We start from the raw sequence: 20,981 nt of genomic DNA on the forward strand, positions 1-20,981 counted from the left end.
GTTTGGAGAATCACCTATGACCGATGTGTTTGAAAAATCCATTCATACCCTGGAGCTGCCCCGGGTGCTGGAGCTGCTGGCGGACCAGGCGGTGACCGAGGAGGGCAAGCAGCGCTGTCTGGCGCTGCGGCCCATGACCGACGCCGGCGACGTGCGCCGCGCCCAGGCCGAGACCACGACCGCCGTGACGATGATGACGGTGCGGGGCACCCCTTCTTTTTCCGGCGTCAAGCCGGTGCGCGCCTCCCTTCAGCGCGCCGACATGGGGGGGAGCCTGAATACCCGGGAGCTGTTGGAGATCGCGGCGGTGCTGCGCGCGGCGCGCTCCGCAAAGGACTACGGCGAGGGCGGCGAGGGTGCGAAAAGCTGCATCGACCACCTGTTCCGCTCCCTGACGGCAAACCGTTTCCTGGAGGAGAAGATCACCGGCTCCATCCTGGGGGAGGAGGAGATCGCCGACGCGGCCAGCCCGGAGCTGGCCGCCATCCGGCGGCATATCCGTTCCACCGCCTCCAAGGTGCGGGACATCCTGAACCGGCTGCTCTCCTCCAATCAGGCCAAATACCTTCAGGAGGCCATCATCACCCAGCGCAACGACCGCTTTGTGGTACCGGTGAAATCGGAGCACAAAAACGATGTGCCCGGCCTGGTCCACGATGTATCCTCCTCCGGTTCCACCTTTTTCATCGAGCCCATGGGCGTGGTGAAGGCCAATAACGAGCTGAAGGAGCTCCAGGCGCGGGAGGAAAAGGAGATCGAGCGCATCCTGGCGGAGCTCTCCGCGGAGTGCGCCGCTCACAAGGAGGATCTTGCCCAGGACTATGACCTGCTGCTGCTCCTGGACGGCATTTTTGCCCGCGCCAAACTGTCCTACCGGATGCGGGCCTGCGAGCCGAAGATCACGGAACGGGGCGTCTATCTGCACCGCGCCCGCCACCCGCTGCTGGACGCGGACAAGGCGGTGGCAAACGACCTGATGCTGGGGGAGACGTTCGACACTCTGGTGATCACCGGCCCGAATACCGGCGGCAAGACGGTGACCCTCAAGACCATCGGGCTTTTGGTCCTGATGGCCCAGTGCGGGCTGCACATCCCGGTCTCCGGCGACAGCCGGGTGCGGGTGTTTCAGCGGGTGCTGGCCGACGTGGGGGACGAGCAGTCCATCGCCCAGAGCCTGTCCACCTTCTCTTCCCATATGGTCAATATCGTGGGCATCCTGCAGCAGGCGGACGACGAGACCCTGATCCTCTTCGACGAGCTGGGAGCGGGCACCGATCCGGTCGAAGGCGCGGCGCTGGCTGCCGCCATCATCGAGAGCGCCCGGGCGCTGGGCGCCCTGGTGGCCGCCACCACCCACTATGCCGAACTGAAGGTATACGCCATGACCACGCCCGGCGTGGAAAACGCCTCCTGCGAATTCAATGTGGAGACGCTGGAGCCCACCTACCGGCTGCTGATCGGGATCCCCGGCAAATCCAACGCGTTTGCCATCTCGGAGCGGCTGGGCCTGCCGCGTGAGGTCATCCAGAAGGCCGCCCAGCGGGTCGATGCGGAGAACGTGCGCTTTGAAGATGTGCTCACACAGCTGGACGAACAGCGCCAGCAGATGGAGCGCGAGAAGGACGAGGCCCGGCGGCTGCGGCGGGAGATGGAGGAATCCTCCAGGACCATCCGGGAGTACCGGGCCAAGCTGGAGGCCGAGCGGGCCAGGGCCGTGGAAAAGGCCCAGGCGGAGGCCCGCGCCATCCTGGACGAGGCCCGCGGCACGGCCGACCAGGTGTTTCAGCAGCTCAACGAAATGCGCCGCCGCCAGCGGAAAGAGGAAGACTGGCAGGCTGTCAACGACGAGCGCTCCGCCCTGCGCCGCCGACTCAACGAGGCGGAGGGAAAGCTGGGCCGGCGGCCCGAGGAGCCCGCGCCGCCCCCCACCCGTCCGGCCCGGGCTGGGGACACGGTGGAGCTGGTGAAGATGGGGACCCGGGCCGCGGTGCTCGCCGTGAATAAGGACGGCTCCCTGCAGCTGCAGGCGGGGATCTTGAACATCACGGCCAAGCAGGATGAGGTGCGGGTCGTGGAGGGCGAGACCCGGAAGCAGGCCCAAAAGCTGATCCAGCGGGCGGAGCACAAGCTGCGCGCCCTGGGGGCCTCTCCGGAGGTGGATCTGCGGGGCATGATGACCGACGAGGCCGTCGGCGCGCTGGATCTGTTCCTGGACAACGCGGTGCTGGGCAAACTGAATGAGGTGCGCATCATCCACGGCAAGGGCACCGGCGCGGTGCGAAAGGCCGTGCGGGAGCACCTCAAGCGCAGCCGCTACGTCAAATCCTTCCGTCCCGGCCGCTACGGAGAGGGCGAGGACGGCGTGACGATTGCGGAGCTGAAGTAAAGAGCCCGGATTGGTTCCCCGTCAATAAAAACAGTTTCGACTGCGTAATTTGTGCATTTTGTCATTGACGGTTTGGGACAAATTTGCTATTCTATACGTGAAGTATGCTTAACGCATCTTGGGGGGAAACGCTATGTATATGAAAGAGGCAGTCGTGAACAACCAGGTCGGCCTGCATGCAAGACCGGCTACGTTCTTCATCCAGAAGGCCAACGAGTTTAAGAGCTCTATTTGGGTGGAGAAGGACGAGCGCAGAGTCAACGCAAAGAGCCTGCTGGGCGTCCTTTCCCTGGGCATTGTGAAGGGCACGTCCATCAACCTCATTGCCGACGGCCCCGACGAGAAAGAGGCGGTGGAAGCGCTCATCGAGCTGATCTCCTCCAACTTCTCGGAGTAAGCACCGAGCGAGAGAAAAAAGCGCCGCAATGCGGCGCTTTTTTTGATAATGGGGGTGCGGTATGGAAGCAACAAAGAGCTTGAAACGCGAGAGATACCTGTTCTGGATTTTGGTGGGCGGCCTGCTGTTTCTGCGGTTTCCGTGGATCATACTGGGCAAAGCCCTTGCCCCTGCCTACGGTGCGGGGATCGTAGTGGTCTTTGAAGTGGGCACCTATCTGCTGACAGCCCTGCTGGTTTTTCTGGAGCGGAAGCGGCTGGCGGAGTACCACATTGACAGTCTGGCTCTGGTACTGCTGCTGGGTGCGCCGGTTGTCATACTCATTGGGAGCAAAACCGGGGGTTATGCCCTGCCCGGACAGGGGATCAAGGCCCTTTTTGCGTCGGTGCTGCTGATTGCGCTGCTGATCTGGCGGCCGGTTCTGCCCAAACGGGGTGCGGCACAGACGGCGATCTACCTAGGAGCGGCGGTGCTGATCGGCGGAGCGCTGGCAATCGTGTCCGGCTTTCTGCTGTCCTTTCAGGTTCAGAAACCCCTTGATTTGTCCAGGTTCCCTTCGGCGGGAAGACTGCTGTATGAGGGGCCCTCTATCAGTTGGACTATGCCGCTGCGGCGGAGGAACCCCTGTTCCGCGGCTTCCTGTGGGGAGGACTGCGGCGGTGCGGCTGGAAGGATCATTGGATCTGGCTGTTCCAGGCGCTTCTGTTCGCGGTGGGCCATGTCTACTATGTGGGGGTCTATAATATCTCCGCCTTTCTTGTGGTACCGCTGGCTGCACTGGTCCTTGGCCTCGCTGCCTGGAAGACCAGAAGCATTGGCACCAGCATGATCGTACACGGGATTACAAACGGATTTGGCAATGCCCTGGTCTATCTGTTTTGCGGCTTGTTGAGATAGTCCCGCTGCTGAAGGTGGGGAAGGAGTGCGGACCGTGAGACCATCCGTGACGCCAAAGCCACAGAGACGAAGCGATCTGCGCATGCGCCTGGGCGCGACCCTGTTCTGCCTGCGGCGGCGGGCCTTTTGGCATACCGGTGGGCTGCGCTTCGCTAGGCTCCGGCCGGAGGCGGAGTGCCCCTGTCTCTGGGCGGAGCACAGCACCCCGCTGCTGCGGCAGCTGCGGGGGGAGGAGATGGCCCTCCAGCGCAATAAGGTGACCAATCTGCGCCTGGCCCTGTCCCGGCTGGACGGACTCACCCTGGCGCCAGGGGAGACCCTGTCCTTCTGGCGGGCGGTGGGCAAGCCCACCCGGCGGAAGGGCTATGTGGAGGGGATGCTCCTGCGCAACGGCCGGGTGGCCGCCGGGATCGGTGGCGGATTGTGCCAGATGACCAATCTGCTCTACTGGATGACCCTCCATACCCCGCTGACGGTGACCGAGCGGTGGCGGCACGGCTACGACGTGTTCCCCGACTCCGGCCGCACCCAGCCCTTTGGCAGCGGGGCCACCTGCTTTTATAACTACATGGACCTGATGGTGCGCAACGACACCGAGCACACCTGGCGGCTCACCCTCCGCCTCACTGAAACCCACCTGGAGGGGGAGTGGCGGGCCGGCGCCCCCTGCGACCGCCGGTATGAGGTGTACGAAAAGGAGCACTATATCCAGGGGGAGTACTGGGGCGGCTTTACCCGGCACAATACCCTATACCGCCGGACCTTCGACCTGGAGGGGACGCTGCTGGGGGACGACTTCCTCATCGAGAACCACGCCATCATGATGTACGACCCCATGCTGCCCGGGAACAGCCCGGAGTCCCTGCCCGCCTCATAGGGGCGGCAGGGCATACGGAGTCCAGCAGAAAGGAGGGCCGGGCCGATGCAGGCATCGGCCCCTGCCATCATATGACCTTCGACGAGTTGAAAGAAAAAGCCCATGCCCTGCCGCTGAAGCCGGGCGTATATATCATGCAGGACGCCAAGAACGAGGTCATCTATGTGGGCAAGGCCAAGGCGCTGAAGAACCGGGTGAGCCAATATTTTGCCAACCTGGCCTCTCACACGGAGAAGACCCGGGCCATGGTCGGCCAGATCGACCACTTCGACGTGATCGTGGCCGATTCGGAATTTGAGGCGCTGATACTGGAAAATTCCCTGATCAAGCGCCACCAGCCCCGCTACAACATCCTGCTGAAGGACGACAAGGGCTATCCGTATATCCGCCTGACGGTGAAAGAGGATTACCCCAAATTCTCGCTGGCCAACCGCCCGGCGGAGGACGGGGCGCGCTATTTTGGGCCGTATGGCAGCCGGGGCGCCACCCAGGGCATCATCGACGCGCTGCGGCTGGCCCTGCGGCTGCCCTCCTGCCATAAGAAGTTCCCGCGGGACATCGGCAGGGAGCGCCCCTGCCTGAACTACCATATGGGCCAGTGCGACGGTTACTGCTGCCCCGGCGTGGACCAGGGACGTTACCGGGAGGCGATGGATCAGGCCGTGCGCCTGCTGGAGGGGAAATTTCAGGAGGTGGGCGAGGAGCTCCAGACGGAGATGGCCCGCGCGGCGGAGGAGCTGCGCTTTGAGAAGGCCGCCGAGCTGCGGGACCGCTACCGTGCCATCGAACTTTTGAGCAAGCGGCAGAAGGTGGTGGCCGCGTCCCTGGCGGATACCGACGTAGTGGGATTCCACCGGGGGGAGGCTACCCGCAGCTGCTTCGTGGTGCTCCACTACGTCGACGGGGAGCTGGCCGCCAAGGACTGGGACCTGATCGACACCCCGATGGAGGAGGACACCTCGGACGTCGTCTCCGCCCTGGTACGGCAGTATTACGGCTCCAGGGGGCGGCTGCCCGGGCAGATCCTGCTGCCCTGCGAGCTGGAGGATGAGGCGCCGCTGACCCGGATGCTCTCCGAACAGGCGGGCTGCCGGGTGAGCCTGGTCACCCCGCAGCGGGGGGCAAAGATGGACCTGATCCGCCTGGCCAACAAAAACGCCGCGGAAGAGGTGGAGCGCTGGACCAGCCGGGAGGAGCGGCAGAATAAGCTTCTGGAGCTGCTGGGGCGCATGCTGGATCTGGAGGGCGCGCCCCGCCGCATGGAGTCCTACGACATCTCCAACCAGGGCGCGGACGATATCGTGGCCTCCATGGTGGTATACGTCGACGGCAAGCCCCTTAAGCGGGACTACCGGCAGTTCAAGCTCAAGGATATGGCCGGACCCGACGACTATGCCGCGATGGAGCAGGTGCTGACGCGGCGCTTCCAGCGCTATTTGGACGGGGATGAAAAATTTGCCGGCCGGCCCGACCTGCTGCTGATCGACGGCGGGGAAAACCATGCGCGCGTGGCGGTGCGGGTGCTGGAGACGCTGGGGCTTTCCATCCCGGTCTTCGGCATGGTGAAGGACGACCGGCACCGTACCCGGGCGCTGGTGACGCCGGACGGACGGGAGATCGGCATCCAGGGCAATCAGGCCGTCTTTTCCCTCATTGGTCAGATCCAGGAGGAGACGCACCGCTTCGCCATCGAATTCCACCGCCAGCAGCAGGCCCGGCGGGTACGCTCCTCCGTGCTGGATCAGATCCCCGGCGTGGGGGAAAAGCGCCGGGCCCAGCTGCTGAAGCACTTCAAGAGCGTCAAAAACATCCGGGCGGCCTCCCGCGAACAGCTGGAGGGCGTGGTGCCGAAGAATACCGCGAAGGCGGTATACGACTATTTTCAGACAGACGGAAAGGCGCGGCCATGAGAGCAAAAATCTTATTGACGATCGCGCTGCTGGCGCTGCTGTGTGCCTGCGGCGGCGGGACGGACGCGGCGCCCGCGAGCGGTGTGGACGCCGCCCAGGTGGCCCGGAGCGTGCTGGACAGCCAGACGGACGCCGGAGGGCTGTCGGAGCAGAGCGGGGAGGACCTGGCGTTTTACCTGACCGGGCTGTACGGGCTGGAGGAGGGGAGCTGGAGCGACGCGGCGGTCTATGCCGCCTCCGGCGTGGACGCCCGGGAGATCGCGGTGCTTTGCCCGGCGGCGGAGGACGGGCTGGAGGGGCTGTGCGCCGCGCTGGAGGCATACCGCCGGACGCGGGCGGGAGATTTTTTCGGCTATGCGCCCGCCCAGTCCGCCCTGCTGGAAAACGCCGCGGTGGTCACCGGCGGAGGCTATGCGGCCCTGCTGGTCTGTCAGGATCTGCAGGCGGCCAAGGACGCCTTTGCCGCCTGCATCGAGGAAGCGGCGGTCCCCGTGATCGCCCCGGCGGACGTGCCGCAGGAGCCTGCGCAGAGCGCCTCGGAGCCGGAAACGCCCCGGGAAGCGGAGAACGCCCCCGCGCCGTCCGCGGCAGCTTCGGATGCGCCGCAGCACGCCGCGGGTGGTACCGCCCCGCCCTCCGCCCCGGCGTCACCCGCGCAGACCGCAGCGCCTACGGCCACACCGGTCCCGGTCCTCAACCCGGACCTGGATATCAGCGGCTTTGTCCCCTTTGACCCGCCCAATGAGCACGATATGAGCCTTTACGACACCGCGGCCATCCAAGCGGCCTGGACCGGCGGGGACGCGAGCGGCCTGAGCGAAAAGGACGCGGCGGTCCTGGAGCGCTGCCGGGAGATCTTCGCATCATGCATCACCGACGGCATGACCGCGTTTGAGCGGGAGCTGGCCCTCCACGATTATCTGGTGGCGTGGGGGGAATATGACCAGACCGTCTACGATGCCCGGACCCCTCAGGGGCGGGCGGATAACACCAATCCCTACGGTATGCTGACGGGGGGATACGGCATCTGTCTGGGCTACGCCACCACCTTTCAGCTGCTGATGGACCTGGCGGAGGTAGAGTGCATCACCGTGGTGGGCGCGTCCTCCGATTCCACCGGGGACCATGCCTGGAATATGGTGCGCCTGGAAGGGGAATGGTATTGTGTGGACCCCACCTGGGACGATCCGTCGGGGGACTACACCGGGGTGGATCCGAGCTGGATGACCCGGATGAACCACCGCTATTTCAACGTGACCAGCGACCACATGCGCCGTACCAACCACCAGTGGGATTACCGGAACGTGCCGGAAGCCGTTTCCATCCGCTTTTTCTGGGATGGGACGGGCGAACTGCCCCATTAGGCCCAGGGAAACGGGAAGGGGCTGCGCCGGCAGACACCAAAATCGAAAGGAAGATCGCCATGCGCGTCATTACCGGCACGGCCAGAGGCCGGAAGCTGAAAGAGCTGCCCGGTCTGGAGACCCGGCCGACCACCGATAAGGTAAAGGAATCCATGTTCAATATCATCCAGTTCGACATCGAGGGACGGACCGTGCTGGATCTGTTCAGCGGCACCGGACAGCTGGGCATCGAGGCGCTGTCCCGGGGCGCGGAGCGCTGTACCTTTGTGGACCTGCGGAAGGATGCGGTGGCGGTGATCCGGGAGAATCTGGCCCATTGCAGGATGGAGGAGCAGGCAACGGTGATCCAGGGGGATTCCCTGGCCTTTCTCAGCGGCTGCCGGGAGCGCTTCGACCTGGTCTTTCTGGACCCGCCCTACCGGACCGGACTGCTGGAAAAGGCGCTGGAGACCATCGCCAAGATTGACATCGTCACCGGAAATGGTATAATAGTCTGCGAAAGTCCAGCGGAAAGCGTCCTGCCGGAGGGGACGGCTCCCTATGAGAAGGGCAGGGAGTACCGCTACGGCAAGATCAAAATCACCCTGTACCGCCGCACCGTGTAAGAGACGCGGCGCGCTACACGAGGATGTGGATGTGTGAAGACCGCCATTTATCCAGGCAGCTTTGACCCCATCACCCTGGGGCACCTGAATATCATCAAACGGGCCGCCGTATGCTTTGACAAGCTCATTGTCTGCGTGCTCATCAATTCGGATAAGCACGGCGGCCTGTTCACCCCGGAGGAGCGGGCCGACCTGATCCGGCGGGTGGTGGCCAAGCTGCCCAACGTGGAGGTGGACTGCTCGGCTACGCTGCTGGCCGAGTACGCCCGGCAGAAAAAGGCCTGTACGCTGGTGAAGGGCCTGCGGGCCGTGTCGGACTATGAAAACGAGCTCCAGATGGCCCTCATCAACCGCAAGCTCAACCCCCGCCTGGAGACCATGTTTCTGCCCTCCAGTGCGAAATATACTTATGTAAGCTCCAGCGTGGTCAAGGAGATGGCCCGCTATGGGGCGGACCTGAGCGATTTTGTGCCCAGGGAGATCATTGACGACGTAAACGCAAAAATGAAAAGCAGGAGGGATGGCTGATGGCTACCGGAGTAGACGAATTGCTGGATATGCTCTTTGAGATGATCGACGAGGCCAAGAGCCTGCCCCTCTCCAGCGACAAATGCATCGTGGAGCGGGACAAGGCTCTGGACCTGCTGGATGAGATCCGGGCCCAGTTCCCCATGGAACTGGCCGAGGCGAAAAAGCTCATTGCCGCCCGGACGGAGTACATCGCCTCCGCCAAGCGGGAAGCGGAGCTCATCCGCAAGCAGGCGGAGGACCAGGCCAAGCAGATGCTGGCGCAGGACGAGCTGATGGCCCAGGCCAAGCAGAAGGGCAATGAGATGATCCGCACGGCCGAGGAGCGCAGCCGGGAGCTGCGCCGTGCAGCCAACGAGTATTGCGAGGACGTGATGCGCCGGGTGGAGGAGGCGCTCTCTGAGGCCCACGGCGAGGTGCAGCGCTCCCGCACCAAGTTCCGCGCCCTGGCCAGCGGCGCCGCCGCGCAGGGCGGGAGCCGCCAGCCCTATGACGCGGAAGCGGAAAAACACTGAATAGAGTCACAAAAAGAAACATCCCTTGCGCACAAGCGCAAGGGATGTTTCTTTTTGAATTGGATTACAAGATATAGTATAAGTCAAAACGATACATACCAGATTTGGAAACAGAAGGAGCGCTGAGCGGCAAAACCAAAATCGAACAGATGTTTTTGGTGCGGAAAAGAAAGAAATTCCATTGAAAAAAGCAGGGTTTTGACGCAAAAAAAGAAGCAAAAAACTATTGCAATTCCGGGGACAAGCCTTTATACTGGAGGTGATAGTGGGGCAAAGTGGAGTGAAAAACCAGAATTGAAAAGTAAAGTGGGGGAGTGAGCGCGTGACCGGCACCTATGAGCACAGCATCGACGCCAAGGGCCGTCTGTTCATTCCCGCCAGGCTTCGGGAAGAACTGGGGGCGGTGTTCTACCTGGCCATGGGCGTGGACGCGTGCCTGGCCATCTATCCCCAGGCGACCTGGGACCGCTTTACGGAAAAGTTTGCCTCACTGCCCATGAGCCAATCCAAGGCCATGCGCCCCCTCTTTGCCAACGCCGCCCGGTGCGAGCTGGACAACCAGGGGCGTATCGTCATCCCACAGAAGCTGCGCAGGTATGCCGGTCTGGAAAAGGACGCCGTGATCATCGGCGTCCATGACCGGGCGGAAATCTGGAGCGCGGATGCCTGGCAGGCCCAGGAGGAGGAAGAGATGACGCCGGAAAAGATGTCGGCCTGTATGGAGGCGCTTGGATTCTGATATGAACGAGCAGGAATTTGTCCACCGCCCGGTGCTGCTGGACGAGTGCATCGACGCGCTGGCCATCCGGCCGGACGGGATCTATCTGGACGGTACGCTGGGGCGGGCGGGCCACTCCCGTGAGATCGCCCGGCGGCTCACCACCGGGCGGCTCATCTGTGTGGACCGGGACCAGGCGGCCTTGGACGCCGCGGCGGACAAGCTGGGGGAGCAGATGGAGCGCGTGACCCTGGTCCACAGCAATTTCGACCGCCTGGATGAGATCCTGGATACGCTGGGGATCGGCGGCGTGAACGGCATGCTGTTTGACCTGGGGGTGTCCTCTCCTCAGTTGGACGACCCGGCCCGGGGCTTTTCCTACATGCAGGACGCGCCGCTGGACATGCGCATGGATCGGACCGATACCCTGACGGCCCGGACGGTAGTGAATGAGTGGCCCCAGGAGGAGCTGCGGCGCATCCTCTACCAGTACGGAGAGGAGCGGTATGCCCCCGCCATCGCGGCGGCTATCGTCCGGGCCAGGGACCAAAAGACGATCGAGACCACGCTGGAGCTGGTGGATGTGATCCGCTGCGCTATGCCGCCCGCCGCCCTGCGGGAAAAGCAGCACCCCGCCAAGCGGACGTTCCAGGCCGTCCGGATCGCCGTCAACGACGAGCTGGCCGCCGTGGACCGGATGGTCGGCGCGGCGGTGCCGCGGCTTGTTTCCGGCGGGCGCCTGGCGGTGATCTCCTTCCACTCGCTGGAGGACCGTATCGTTAAAAACGCGCTGGCGGCTTTTGCAAAAGGCTGTACCTGCCCGCCGGATTTTCCCGTCTGCGTGTGCGGAAAGAAGCCCAGCGTCCGGCTGGTGCACAAAAAGCCCATCGTCTCCGGAGCACGTGAGCTGGAGGAAAACCCGAGAGCCCGCAGCGCCAAGCTGCGGGTGGCAGAGAAATTGTGAGATCCCCTTTTGGGATGAGAGATTGGAGTGGACCTGGCTATGGCAACTGCGGCCAAACGGCGCAACCGATATCGGACTTATGAGGGCGTCTCCTACGCGTCTTACGACGGCTCAGCCGCCCGTCAGCTGGAGCAGGGCGCCGAGATCCTCCAGCCCCGCCCGCTGGTGCGGCCCCGGGAGCGGGCCGTGGCCCGGCCCCGGGTGCAGGTGCGGCAGGCCGGCAGCGTCTCCCTGTTTGCGGTGGCGGGCTTTCTGGCGGTCGGCGTGTTCGCGGTGCTGCTGCTGATGAGCTACGTACAGCTCAACACCATCGCCGAGCAGGTCGTCTCCCTGCGCAGTGAAATGAGCGCCCTCCAGTCGGAGGAGGCCAAGCTGCGGGCCCAGTATGAGCTGTCTTACGACCTGTCTGAGATCGAGCAGTCGCTCACCGCGGACGGCAGTATGGTCAAGCCTCAGAATGGCCAGGTCATCTACGTGGATCTGTCCGAGCCGGACGCCGTGACCTTCTATGACCGGGAGGAGCCGCTCTCCGGCCTGCGGGGCGCGTTTGAGAGCGTAAAATCCATCTGCGGAGAGATCGTGGAATATTTCCAGTAAAACCAGCCATATACTGATTTGCAGACCCCCATACAATACAGAACGGGCTGCCGGCGGCGGCCTTCCAGAGAAGAGGGCGTAAGAAAAGGAATTTTCTTACGCCCTCCTGCGGTATCCAAAGACGTCCGACCAAGACAGGAGGCAGGCACGATGGCGCCCAGAAGAAGAAAAAGCAGAATGGTACCTCAGCAGCCTGACCGGCGGGCCAACCGGACGATCCTGCTGCGCACCCTGTTTCTGATGCTGGTCTGCGGCGTATGCGCTTTTGTTCCGTTGTTCGTCAAGCTTTATCAGATCCAGATCGTGGAGCACGAGAAGTATGAGCAGCTTGCCATCGACCAGCAGACCCGGGATTCCACCGTCTCCGCCAGCCGGGGCACCATCTATGACAGCAAGGGCACGCCGCTTGCCATGAGCTATACGGTGTATAATATCCAGCTCTCTCCGCGGGATATCGTCAAGCTGCAGGACGCCTATCAGGAGGCGGTGGAGACGGCCCGGGAAAAAGGGAAGGAGGCTCCGGACTACCCGGAGCCGACCAATCAATTCATCGCGGAGGGCCTGTCGGAGATCCTGGATCTGGACGTGGCGGATATCATCAAGCGGCTGGAAAAAGTCAATTCCGCTTATGAGATCGTCAAATGGCGTGTGGAGGAGGAGGAGAGCGACGCGGTACGGGAGTTCATCACCCAAAATCACCTGTCCGGCGGCATTTTCGTTATGCCTACCACGAAGCGGTACTATCCCAAAGGTTCCCTGGCGGCCCAGGTCATCGGCTGGGTCAACTACAACAGCGACGGCAAAGGCGCTTACGGCATGGAGGCCGTCTATGAGGAGCAGCTGGCCGGGCAGACCGGCCGGGTGGTCACCGCCAAAAACGGGAAGGGCACCGAGATGCTCTACCGTTTTGAGGAATACTACGATGCCACCAACGGCAACGACCTGAAGCTGACCATCGACGCCACCATCCAGTCCTACTGCGAACGCATCCTGGCCAAGGGCGTGGAGACCTTTGAAGTGCGGGACGGCGGCTTCGCCATCGCCATGGATCCCAACACCGGCGCCATTCTGGCCTGGGCCAACTCCCCAACCTATGATCTGAACAGCCCCTGGACGGTGACCGATCCGGTGTTGGCGGAGTATCTGGAGAAGGTGGAAAACGATCCCGGCTCCAGCGACCAGGCCTATCTGGAGGCCCTGGGGCAGGTGCAGAACCAGCAGTGGCGCAACAAGGCCATCGTGGACACCTATGAGCCGGGCTCCACATTCAAAGCCATGGTGCTGGCCGCCGCGCTGGAGGAGGGGGTGGTCACCGAGAGCGACCATTTCTACTGTTCCGGCGTGGCGACGGTCGCGGACCGTAAAATCCGCTGCTCCAAGCGGGAGGGGCACGGGGACCAGGACCTGGCCACCGCGGTGGGCAACTCCTGCAACCCCGCCTTCATCGCCATCGGCCAGCGGCTGGGCGCGGAGAAGTTCTACGACTATCTGGAGAACTTCGGCATGATCGGCAAGACCGGCATCGACATGCAGGGCGAGGCCGACAACTCCAAGGGCGGCCTGGTATGGGACCGGGACTTTTTTACCGGCGTCTACGGCGAGACCTCTCTGGCCACCGCCTCGTTTGGCCAGCGCTTTAAGGTCACCCCCATCCAGCTGATCACCGCCGCCTCCGCCGTGGTCAACGGCGGGCACCTGATGCAGCCCTATGTGGTTTCGGACGTGACCGACTCGGATGGGAACATCATCAGCCATACCGACCCCACGGAGGTCCGGCAGGTGGTCAGCGCGCAGACCAGCGAGCGCTGCCGCACCATCCTGGAAAAGGTGGTGGACGGCGGCACCGGCAAGAACGCCCGGGTAGAGGGCTACCGCATCGGCGGCAAGACCGGCTCCTCCGAGACCGGCGAGGACGACCACACCATCGTCTCCTTCCTGGGCTTCGCCCCGGCCGACGACCCGCAGGTCATTATCCTTTTGGCCTACGACAACCCCAAACCGGTCTCCGCCGGCAGCAACTATACCGCCGGCGGCTGGTACATCAGCGGCGGCAACATGGCGGCCATTATGGCGGGAGAGCTGCTGGAGGATATTCTGGATTATCTGGGCGTGGAGAAGACGTATTCCGCTCAGGCGGACACGCTGGTGCCCAATCTGACCGGCCTGAACCTGGCCGACGCCACCAGCCGTCTGAAAAACGCCAACCTGACCGTACGCACCGTGGGCGGCGGGGATACCGTCACCGGACAGATCCCGGCCTCCGGCGCGTCCATCCCCGGCGGCAGCCAGGTGGTGGTCTATCTGGGCGAGAGCGTCCCCACCGATCCCGTGGAGGTGCCCAATGTGACGGGCAAGACCGCGGAGGCCGCCCGGCAGGCGCTGGAGAATGCGGGGCTCTATATGAAGGCCACCGGCGCCACGGACTACGGCTCCAGCACCGTGGCCCTCAGCCAGTCCATCGAGGCGGGCACCCTGGTAGATCGGGGTACCGCCGTGGAGGTACAGTTTATCGACAATTCCGGCGGCGGCGCCGGGTGGGGATTCTAAGGCGCGTCGACTTTCTGCGGAAAATCTCTGCCGCTGCGCGGCAGGGTACGCGCCTTCCCGGGGGGACCGGGTCCCACCGGATACGCGCCCGAGGGGCGCGATGCCCTCTCCGCGCTCCGAGGGGATGGGCGGACGGGGGGAAATGGTCTACTTTGCGACAACGAGAGGTGAGCGTATGCAGCTTGAAAAGCTATTGGACGGTGTGGAATATACGGAAAAGACCGTCCGGGAAGTGGAAATTTCAGGAATTTGCTACGACACCAGAGAACTGATGCCCGGCTGTCTGTTTGCGGCGCTGCCGGGCTACAAGACCGACGGACACAGATTTATTTCCCAGGCGCTGGCGCTGGGGGCCTCCGCGGTGCTCTGCGAGCATGCGCCGGAAGAAGCGGGACCATGGATCGTGGTCCCGGATGCGCGGGCGGCGTTGGCGGCGGTCTCCGCCAACTGGTTCGGCCGCCCGGCCGATCGCCTGACGGCGCTGGCCGTCACCGGGACCAACGGCAAGACGACCACCACCTATCTGCTCAAGGCGATGCTGGAGGGCGTGCTGGGGGCCAAGGTGGGGCTCATCGGCACCAACCAGAACATGATCGGCGGGGCGGTCCTGCCTGCCCACCGCACCACCCCGGAATCCTGGGAGGTGCAGAAGCTGCTGCGGGAGATGGCGGACGCCGGATGCACCCACGTGGTCATGGAGGCGTCCTCCCATGCCATGGTGCTCCACCGGGTGGACGGGATCCGGTTTGCAGCCGGCATCTTTACCAATCTGACCCGGGATCATCTGGACTTTCACGGCACGATGGAGGCCTACCGGGACGCCAAGGGGCGGCTCTTCCGCCAGACGGACACAGCGGTGCTGAATCTGGACGACGAGGCCGGACGCTATTTCGCCTCCACGGTGGCCTGTCCCAAGCTGACCTACTCCGAGAACAAGGATGACGCCGATCTGACCGCCAAGAATCTGAGGCTCTTTCCCGACCGGGTGGAATTCGAGGCGGTGGCGGTGGGGAGCATCCAGCGTATCCGCCTGCCCATACCCGGCGGCTTTACCATTTATAACGCCCTGGGCGTCATTGCCTGCGGCCTGGCCCTGGGTCTGCCGCTGGCGGGCGTCGCCGCCGCCCTGGAGCGGGCGGATGGGGTCAAGGGGCGCATCGAAGTGGTGCCGGTTCCCGCTGAGTTTACCGTCATCATTGACTACGCTCACACACCGGACGCACTGGAAAATATCCTGACCACGGTCCGTGATTTTACCCGGGAGCGGGTCATCTGCCTGTTCGGCTGCGGCGGCGACCGGGACCGCACCAAACGGCCCATGATGGGGGCGATCGCCGCCGCGCTCTCCGATTTCGTGGTGGTCACCTCCGACAATCCCCGGACCGAGGAGCCGGAGGCGATCATCGACGACATCCTGGAGGGCATGCAGGAGGGCGGCGCGCCCTACGCCGTAGAGCCGGACCGCCGGGCCGCCATTCGCTACGCGCTGCGTCTGGCCCGGCCGGGGGATACGGTGGTGCTGGCCGGAAAGGGGCACGAGACCTATCAGGAGATCGACGGCGTGCAGCGGCATCTGGACGAGCGGGAGGAAGTTGCCTCGTTCTATCGGGGATAACGCCGCATTTTTGTTACTATTTCGAGTGGAAACGGCTTGCGTGTTGTGGTACAATGCTCCATTGTGAAAAAAGAGTCCGAACGGTACTTTGGAGGGTGCAAAAGATATGTTGAGGATCGTCATCAGCTTTGTGGTGGCCTTTGTGGTGGCCGCCCTGACGGGGAAAGCGCTGATCCCGGCGCTGCGGAGGATGAAGGCGGGCCAGTCCATCAAGGACATCGGGCCCACCTGGCACAGGTCCAAACAGGGGACCCCCACCATGGGAGGGCTGATGTTCATCATCGGCGTCGCCGCGGCGGTCTTTCTGCTGGGGTGGAAGGATTTTGCCCAAGGCCGCTTCGGCGGGGCCTTTGTGTTCCTGTTCGCCCTGGTGTTCGGCGTCATCGGCTATATCGACGACTACTTTAAGGTGAAAAAGCATGAGAACACCGGCCTGACCGCCCCCCAGAAGTTCCTGCTCCAGCTGGCGGCGGCCATATTGTTTACCGTGCTCATGCGCAACCACGGCTACCTGTCCAATGCGCTCTACGTCCCCTTTTTCCACGTGACCTTTTTGATCCCCTGGCCGCTGTACATGGTGTTTGCGGCGTTTGTGATGGTGGGGACGGTAAACGCGGTGAATATCACCGACGGCATCGACGGTTTGGCCGCCGGGGTGACCATGCCTGTGGCGCTGTTCTTCACGGCGGCGGCTTGCTTCTGGGCCCGGTATGAACTGGGCGTCTTTGCCGCCGCCCTGTTTGGAGGGCTGTGCGCCTTCCTGATCTATAATTTTTATCCGGCCAAGGTCTTTATGGGGGACACCGGCTCTCTGTTTCTGGGGGGAGCGGTGTGCGGGCTGGCGTTCGCCCTGGATATCCCCCTGATCCTGATCACGGTGGGCGTCATCTACATTGCGGAGACCCTGTCCGATATCCTGCAGGTGGGATATTTCAAGCTCTCCCACGGCAAGCGGATCTTCCGCATGGCTCCGCTGCACCATCACCTGGAGATGGGCGGATGGAGCGAGGTAAAGCTGTTCTGCGTCTTCACAGGGATCACCGCCGTGACCTGCGTGCTGTCCTTCTGGGGCGTCATGAACCGCTGAAAACGCGCCGTATCGGAAGGACCGCCTTGAGGCGGAAGGAGGTGGAGCAATGCCAAAGCTGAAACGAGACCTGACGATGGAGGAGCAGCTGGCCCGGGGACCCATGGACCTGCCGTTCCTGATGCTGGTGGTCCTGCTGACCGGCATCGGCGTCATCATGGTCTTTTCCGCCTCCTACGCCACCGCCTATTACGATTCCAGCGTAGCCCAAAATAACCCCACCTATTATTTCGTGCGCCAGGGGCTGTTTGCCGTGGCGGGGCTGGCGGTCCTGTATGTGACCTCCAAGATCAATTACCAGACCTTCCGCTGGATGTCCGTCTTTCTTCTGGTCATCTCCGTGGTCCTGCTGGTGCTGGTTTTGCCCTTCGGCTACGGGCGAAGCACCGTGGGCGCGCAGCGTTGGATCCGCATCCCGGTGGCGGGCAGCTTCCAGCCTTCGGAGATCGCAAAGCTGGGCGTCATCATGTACTTTGCCGCCCGCCTGTCCAAACGGAATACGGAAAAGGAGCGGCGGCTCTCCCCCCGGCATCCCCTCAGCGGCGTGTTTGCCCTCCTGGACAAGATCGGCCTGCTGGAGCTGGTGCCCTACATCCTGATTTTGGTGGTGGTGGCGGCCCTCATGCTGGCGGAGCCCCATATGTCGGGCACCATCCTCATCCTGGCCGGCGGCGCGGCGGTGCTCTTTGCCGCGGGCGTCAAGCTCTACTGGTTCATCGCCGGGGGCGGCCTGGCGGTGGTGGGGCTGTGGTTCATCATTACCAACACCAGCTACATGGCAAGCCGCATCGAGCTGTGGCAGGACCCCTGGAGCGACCCGCTGGGCAAGGGATATCAGACCATCCAATCCCTCTACGCCATCGGTTCCGGCGGGCTGCTGGGCCTGGGCCTGGGCAAGAGCCGCCAGAAATTCCTCTACATCCCCGAGCCGGAAAACGACTACATCTTTGCCATCGTCTGCGAGGAACTGGGGCTCGTGGGGGCCTGCATTGTGCTCTTCCTGTTCGCGCTGCTCATCCTTCGGGGGTTCTGGATCGCCGTCCACGCCCGGGACCGGTTCGGCGCCCTGCTGGTGGTGGGCATCACGACCCTGACGGCGGTACAGGTCTTCCTGAACATTGCCGTGGTCACCAATCTGATCCCCGTGACCGGCATCTCCCTGCCCTTTTTCAGCTACGGGGGTACGGCGCTGATGATCCAACTGCTGGAGATGGGCATCGTCTTAAGCGTTTCACGCCAGATTCCGGCCCCCAAACAGGGCTAGGGATCTGGGACATATGACCGTTGGAGGGAATGGTATGAAGATCCTCTTTACCTGCGGCGGGACGGCCGGACACGTGAATCCCGCGGTGGCGCTGGCGCAGATGTTCCAGGCCCGCAACCCCGGCTGCAGGGTGCTTTTCGTGGGCGCGGACGGGGGCATGGAGACGCGCCTGGTACCCAAGGAGGGCTATGAGATCGAGACGGTGACCATCACCAATTTCCGCCGCTCCCTTCATCCGGCCGCCATCGTCCACAATGGGAAGACCCTGCTGAACATGAACCGCTCCAAGCGCCAGGCCGACGCCATCCTGGACCGCTTTCAGCCCGACCTGGTGGTGGGCACCGGCGGCTATGCCTCCTTCCCGGTAGTAAAGGCCGCGGCGAAGCGGGGCATCCCCACCGCCGTTCACGAGTCCAACGCCGTCCCCGGCCTGACCACCAAAGCCCTGTCCAAGGTAGTGGATCAAGTGATGGTGGGCTTTGAGGAGAGCCGGAGCCACTATGACGACCCGGACAAGGTAACGGTCACCGGCACGCCGGTGCGGGAAGACTTTTTCCGCTATACACGGAAGCAGGCCCGGCAGCAGCTGGGCTTGACCGACCAAGCTCCCCTGGTGCTCTCGGTGTGGGGCAGTCTGGGCGCGGAGGTGATGAACCGCCAGATGGCGGAGTGCATCGCCCGGGAATGCGCCGGCGGCGCGCCCTTCCACCACATCCACGGCGCGGGCCGCAATTATTCGGACCTGCTGGCGGATCTGAAGACCCGGGGGATCGACCGGAAGCGATATCCGCAGATCGATGTGCGGGAGTACATCTATGATATGCCGCTGGTCATGGCGGCGGCCGACCTGGTGCTCTGCCGGGCGGGCGCCTCCACCATCGCGGAGATCACGGCCATTGCCCGACCGGCGGTGCTGGTGCCCTCCCCCAACGTGGTGGCCGACCACCAGACGAAAAACGCCAGGGTGCTGGAGCGCGCCGGCGGCGCGGTGCTCCTGCCGGAGAGCGCCTGCTCCGGCGCGGCGCTCTACGGGCAGATCCGCACCCTTCTGGACGACCCCGGGCGCCGGGAGAGGATGAGCCGGTCCCTGCGGGATATGGCCGTACCCGACGCGGCGGAGCGGATCTATGAGACCTTACGCGCACTGATGGAGAAAACGGGGGAATGAACCCCACTTCTGTCCTGCGCATAGTATGGCTTGATGAAAACCCAAACTGTGCGGAGGATGGAACCTATGAGTGCTTATCTGGTGGAGGGCGGACGCCCCCTGGACGGCTCCGTGAGGATACATGGGGCAAAAAACAGCGTGCTTCCTATCCTGGCGGCCTGCCTGCTGGTGCCGGGGGAGTGCGTGGTGCGAAACTGCCCGGACCTGTCGGACGTGACCGCATCCCTGGACATCCTGCGCCATCTGGGCTGCGCGGTCCGGCGGGAGGGGGATGCGGTGATCGTAGACGCCTCGGCCCCTACGGGCTGGGACGTGCCTGACGACCTGATGCGGGAAATGCGCTCCTCCGTGATCTTCCTGGGAGCCGTTCTGGGCCGTATGGGCCAGGCCGATCTGTGCGCCCCCGGCGGGTGCGAGCTGGGGCCGCGGCCCATCGATCTGCATCTGGCGGCCATGCGGTCCCTGGGGGCCGTGATCGCCGAGGCGGGCGGCGGCCTCCACTGTACCGGGGGACTGCGGGGGGCGGATATCGTCTTCTCCCTGCCCAGCGTGGGGGCCACGGAAAACGCCATGCTGGCGGCGGTGGCGGCCGAAGGGGATACCACCATCACCAACGCCGCCCGGGAGCCTGAGATCGTGGACCTGCAGCAGTTTCTCTGCGCCATGGGCGCCGACGTGCACGGCGCGGGCAGCTCGGTCATCACCATACGGGGCGGAAAGCGCCTGCACGGCGGCGCATACGCCGTCATGGGCGACCGGATCGTGGCCGCCACCTACTTGGCCGCGGCTGCCTCCGCCGGGGGCACGGTGGAGGTGACGGGGGTGGACTGGCGGCACCTGTCTACCGTGACCGCCGTGCTGGCCGAGGCGGGCTGTACCCTGACCAGCACGCCGGAGCGTATCCTGCTGCGGTGTCAGGCCCCCCTGCGGGGGGTGCGGCCGGTGCGCACGGCCCCCTATCCCGGCTTTCCCACCGACGCGCAGGCGCCTCTGATGGCGGCTTTGTGCAAGGGCACGGGCTGCAGCGTGTTTGTGGAGAATATTTTCGAAAGCCGCTACCGCCACGTGGATGAGCTCTGCCGCATGGGGGCGGAGATCCAGGTGGAGGGACGGGTGGCGGTGGTCTACGGCGTACCCCGCCTCCACGCCGCGCAAGTACGCTCCACCGATCTGCGGGGCGGCGCCGCCCTGGTCGTGGCGGCGCTGGGCGCGGAGGGAGAGAGCATCGTCACCGGGATCCACCACGTGGAACGGGGCTATCAGGACCTGCCCGGCGACCTGCGCCTGCTGGGCGCCTCGGTCCGCAGGACTTGACCGATTTGTAAGGAATCCTTAACGATTTCTTGACCTTCCTATGATATACTGACACACAAAAGAGAAACAGAACAGGAGACCGGGAGCATGGCGGCGAGACGGAACAGGCATGGACGGCGGCGGAACAGGGGACGCTTCGGCTTCCTCTATAAGCTGCTGTCCGCCCTGCTCATCTTCGCCGCTCTTTTGGTGGGCTGCGTGGTGTTTTTCCGGGTCAATACGGTAGTG

Annotated in this window: 18 protein-coding genes; all 18 read left to right on the forward strand. The window is 63.8% G+C overall.

Translation table 11 applies throughout. The features are described from left to right. Positions 1 to 16 precede the first annotated feature (16 nt). Positions 17 to 2,386: an endonuclease MutS2 gene (locus MR825_RS12785; RefSeq protein ID WP_287881057.1), complete on the forward strand. Its 2,370-nt coding sequence runs from the start codon at positions 17 to 19 to the stop codon at positions 2,384 to 2,386. 133 nt (positions 2,387 to 2,519) lie between these two features. After that, positions 2,520 to 2,783 carry an HPr family phosphocarrier protein gene (locus MR825_RS12790; RefSeq protein WP_007495691.1) on the forward strand — a complete coding sequence of 88 codons (264 nt, stop codon included), beginning with the start codon at positions 2,520 to 2,522 and terminating at the stop codon, positions 2,781 to 2,783. Between the two features lie 594 nt (positions 2,784 to 3,377). Beyond that, entirely contained in the window at positions 3,378 to 3,680 is a 303-nt protein-coding gene (locus MR825_RS14455) for a CPBP family intramembrane glutamic endopeptidase (RefSeq protein ID WP_353845888.1), read from the forward strand. 34 nt (positions 3,681 to 3,714) lie between these two features. Next, complete coding sequence (locus MR825_RS12800; protein WP_441328118.1) at positions 3,715 to 4,557, forward strand: VanW family protein; 843 nt, start codon at positions 3,715 to 3,717, stop codon at positions 4,555 to 4,557. 71 nt (positions 4,558 to 4,628) lie between these two features. Further along, the gene (gene uvrC / locus MR825_RS12805) at positions 4,629 to 6,467 is read left to right on the forward strand and encodes an excinuclease ABC subunit UvrC (RefSeq protein WP_287881070.1); all 1,839 of its coding nucleotides are present in this window, start codon (positions 4,629 to 4,631) and stop codon (positions 6,465 to 6,467) included. Further along, positions 6,464 to 7,831, forward strand: a complete 1,368-nt coding sequence (locus MR825_RS12810) for a DUF4358 domain-containing protein (RefSeq protein ID WP_186906300.1) — start codon at positions 6,464 to 6,466, stop codon at positions 7,829 to 7,831. The genes uvrC and MR825_RS12810 overlap by 4 nt, the downstream gene beginning before the upstream one ends. Positions 7,832 to 7,890: 59 nt before the next feature. Further along, positions 7,891 to 8,436 (forward strand): 16S rRNA (guanine(966)-N(2))-methyltransferase RsmD, encoded by a 546-nt coding sequence (gene rsmD, locus MR825_RS12815; protein WP_287881072.1) that lies wholly within the window; start codon positions 7,891 to 7,893, stop codon positions 8,434 to 8,436. Positions 8,437 to 8,469: 33 nt separating this feature from the next. Then, complete coding sequence (coaD, locus tag MR825_RS12820) at positions 8,470 to 8,964, forward strand: pantetheine-phosphate adenylyltransferase (RefSeq protein ID WP_186906298.1); 495 nt, start codon at positions 8,470 to 8,472, stop codon at positions 8,962 to 8,964. Next, entirely contained in the window at positions 8,964 to 9,479 is a 516-nt protein-coding gene (locus MR825_RS12825) for a hypothetical protein (protein ID WP_287881075.1), read from the forward strand. Before coaD ends, MR825_RS12825 begins: the two co-directional genes overlap by 1 nt. Positions 9,480 to 9,801: 322 nt before the next feature. Then, positions 9,802 to 10,218, forward strand: a complete 417-nt coding sequence (mraZ, locus tag MR825_RS12830; protein ID WP_256175552.1) for a division/cell wall cluster transcriptional repressor MraZ — start codon at positions 9,802 to 9,804, stop codon at positions 10,216 to 10,218. 1 nt (position 10,219) lies between these two features. Then, positions 10,220 to 11,161 carry a 16S rRNA (cytosine(1402)-N(4))-methyltransferase RsmH gene (rsmH, locus tag MR825_RS12835; protein ID WP_186906295.1) on the forward strand — a complete coding sequence of 314 codons (942 nt, stop codon included), beginning with the start codon at positions 10,220 to 10,222 and terminating at the stop codon, positions 11,159 to 11,161. Between the two features lie 39 nt (positions 11,162 to 11,200). Beyond that, positions 11,201 to 11,758, forward strand: a complete 558-nt coding sequence (locus MR825_RS12840; RefSeq protein WP_256175550.1) for a hypothetical protein — start codon at positions 11,201 to 11,203, stop codon at positions 11,756 to 11,758. A 150-nt stretch (positions 11,759 to 11,908) separates the two neighbouring features. Continuing rightward, positions 11,909 to 14,305 (forward strand): penicillin-binding transpeptidase domain-containing protein, encoded by a 2,397-nt coding sequence (locus tag MR825_RS12845; protein WP_186906293.1) that lies wholly within the window; start codon positions 11,909 to 11,911, stop codon positions 14,303 to 14,305. A gap of 175 nt (positions 14,306 to 14,480) precedes the next feature. Next, positions 14,481 to 15,920: a UDP-N-acetylmuramoyl-L-alanyl-D-glutamate--2,6-diaminopimelate ligase gene (locus MR825_RS12850; protein ID WP_186906292.1), complete on the forward strand. Its 1,440-nt coding sequence runs from the start codon at positions 14,481 to 14,483 to the stop codon at positions 15,918 to 15,920. Between the two features lie 106 nt (positions 15,921 to 16,026). After that, complete coding sequence (mraY, locus tag MR825_RS12855; protein ID WP_186906291.1) at positions 16,027 to 17,007, forward strand: phospho-N-acetylmuramoyl-pentapeptide-transferase; 981 nt, start codon at positions 16,027 to 16,029, stop codon at positions 17,005 to 17,007. Positions 17,008 to 17,110: 103 nt separating this feature from the next. Next, entirely contained in the window at positions 17,111 to 18,271 is a 1,161-nt protein-coding gene (ftsW, locus tag MR825_RS12860; protein ID WP_186906359.1) for a putative lipid II flippase FtsW, read from the forward strand. A gap of 34 nt (positions 18,272 to 18,305) precedes the next feature. Then, on the forward strand, positions 18,306 to 19,439 hold the full coding sequence (gene murG / locus MR825_RS12865; protein WP_256175544.1) for an undecaprenyldiphospho-muramoylpentapeptide beta-N-acetylglucosaminyltransferase: 1,134 nt from the start codon (positions 18,306 to 18,308) through the stop codon (positions 19,437 to 19,439). Between the two features lie 66 nt (positions 19,440 to 19,505). After that, positions 19,506 to 20,753 carry a UDP-N-acetylglucosamine 1-carboxyvinyltransferase gene (gene murA, locus MR825_RS12870; protein WP_186906289.1) on the forward strand — a complete coding sequence of 416 codons (1,248 nt, stop codon included), beginning with the start codon at positions 19,506 to 19,508 and terminating at the stop codon, positions 20,751 to 20,753. Positions 20,754 to 20,981 lie beyond the last annotated feature (228 nt).

The organism is Lawsonibacter sp. (genome assembly GCF_022777125.1).
Classification (GTDB): Bacteria; Bacillota; Clostridia; order Oscillospirales; family Oscillospiraceae; genus Lawsonibacter_A; species Lawsonibacter_A hominis.